The 2390-nt window shown below is 59.4% G+C and carries 2 protein-coding genes and 1 pseudogene; all 3 read right to left on the minus strand.

The genetic code is table 11. From position 1 onward, the window contains the following. Window positions 1-452: pseudogene (locus ACXJ7R_RS30165) on the minus strand (ABC transporter permease); the annotation flags it as partial. Beyond that, on the minus strand, window positions 449-1447 hold the full coding sequence (locus ACXJ7R_RS30170) for an ABC transporter permease (protein WP_457155012.1): 999 nt from the start codon (window positions 1445-1447) through the stop codon (window positions 449-451). The pseudogene ACXJ7R_RS30165 and the gene ACXJ7R_RS30170, both read right to left, overlap by 4 nt. 2 nt (window positions 1448-1449) lie before the next feature. Further along, the coding region (locus ACXJ7R_RS30175; RefSeq protein ID WP_457155013.1) for an ABC transporter substrate-binding protein at window positions 1450-2390 on the minus strand (941 nt) is incomplete at its 5' end.

Raw genomic sequence — 2390 nt, forward strand, 5'->3', positions numbered from 1 at the left:
ATCAGGCCCCAGAATAGGTAACTGTCGCCCCTGCAGAAGAAACGGAGCCGCTGAACATCGCCGTGGTTCTCAATGTAGTTCCGCTTGAGCGTGTCCATATCCAGCGTCATCTCGCGGCCATAGACGAACGGCCCGACGAACTCGCCGTTGTGGAACAGGCGCACCCGCTGCGGCGGCGCATAGATGAAGTCCATGTTGCGCGTGTGCAGATTGTAGGGCGCCAGGAACTCGCAGATCAGTATCCCGGAATAAAGCACTGCCAGGAATATGCCGGATACAAGGGCAAGCCGGTGTTTTCGGAATTTCCACCACATCAACCGCAACTGCGACGCCTGGAAGACCTTCGACTGCTCCGGCGTCATCGCCTCGACCGACTGCAGGTCAAGGGGCGCGGTGGAAACGTRGTGTTGCAGTGGAGCACCCGGAGCGGGCAGCGGCGAATGCGTGTTCATTTGGTGCTACCGCCCTGCAAACGAATTCGTGGATCAAGCAGCGCCAGCGCCAGGTCGGAAATCAGGACGCCGATGACCGTCAGGAAAGCCAGGAACATCAGGAACGACCCTGCCAGATACATGTCCTGGCTTTGCAGCGCCTTGATCAGCATCGGCCCGGTCGTTTCCAAAGACAGCACGATCGCCGTGATTTCGGCGCCGGAGATGATGGCCGGCAGGATAGAGCCGATGTCGGAAATGAAGAAATTGAGCGCCATGCGCAGCGGATATTTGACCAGCGCCTTGAAGGGATGAAGGCCTTTGGCGCGCGCGGTGACGACATATTGCTTGTGTAGCTCATCGAGCAGATTGGCGCGCAGCCGCCGGATCATGCTTGCCGTGCCCCCGGTGCCGATGATCAGGACCGGGATCCAGAGATGGGCGAGGATCGACTTCGCCTTGGCCCAGCTCATCGGCTCGCCGAGATATTGCTGGTCCATGAGATGGCCAATGGATGTGCCGAACCAGATGTTGGCGAAATACATCAGGATCAGCGCCAGCATGAAATTCGGAATGGCAAGGCCGAGAAGGCCGAAGAAAGTCAGGCCGTAGTCGCCCCAGCTGTATTGATGCGTGGCGGAGTACATGCCGATCGGAAAGGCGATGAGCCAGGTGAAGATGATCGTGACGAAGGAAACCAGCACGGTCAGCCACATTCGGTCCCCGACGACGTCGCGAACCGGCAGCTCATATTCGAAGGAATAGCCGAAATCGCCCTGCAGCATCCCGCCGACCCAGTAGAAGTAGCGAACGACCACCGGTTTGTCGAAACCATATTCCTTGCGCATCATCTCGATGCGGTCGGAATCTACCGCTTCGCCCTGAGCCCGAAGCTCGGCAACATAGCTGTCGAAATAGTCGCCTGGGGGAAGTTCGATGATCGTGAACACCAGCGCCGATATGATCAGCAGCGTTGGAACCATCACAGCGATACGCCAGACAAGATATCGAAACACGCTCAGGACTCTCCAAGCCAGAATGTATCCGGCATATAGACACCGAAATAGGAAGTCGGGTCGTAGCCGTAGAGCGCCTTGTCAGGCAGATTGCGCAGCCGCGAGGATGCCAGAACCGGCTGATGCGTTCCGTTCACCGTGCCGATCGAAAACACCTGATCGGTATAGATCGACAGCATTGAAGTCCAGATTTCGGCGCGCTCCGTGCTTTCGGTCGATGCGTTCCAGCGCGCGAGTAAAGCCATCAACTCGACCACAGGCGGAAGATCGGGCGCCTCACCCATCTTGCCATGAGACAAATAGTGAGCACCCCAGAGCGGCCATTGCAGCTGGTCATCCATGGTGGGGGCCAGCTGGTACGGGTTCATATCGGGGGTCGGCACGCCGTTGTCGATGCCCGACCACATCGACATCATGATCTGGCCGCCAACCGCGCGGCTACGGAAGATGTCGCGCTGCGAAGTCCGGATGAACAGGGCGATGCCGATCTTGCGCCAGTGATCGGTGATGAGTTCGAGCGCGTCGGTTTCCAGCGTGCTTTCGCCGGCCGTTTCCACGATGATTTGCGCCGGGCGTCCATCGGGAAGTATCCGCACCCCGTCATCGCCACGCTGCTGAAGCCCGGCCTCGTCGAGCAGGGCATTGGCCTGGTCGGGATCATGGGCGACCCAGGCTTTCGCGAATTCCGGCCGGAAGAGCGGGCTCTCCGGCAGCACCGTATCGGCACTTTCCTGCGCCAACCCGTAGAACACGGCCAAATTGATCTCGCGCCTGTCCACAGCCAGCGAAAGTGCGCGGCGCACGCGCACGTCACGGAAAAGGCCACGCCACACCAGGTCGGCACAATTCAGATTGGGCAGCAGCGCCAGCCGCGAACCCTGTGTGCGTTTCCACAGATGCATCTTCACCGGGTAGCGCTTCTCCGCATCCTTCAGGAAGGAGT

The sequence above is a fragment of the Mesorhizobium sp. P5_C1 genome, from assembly GCF_054049815.1.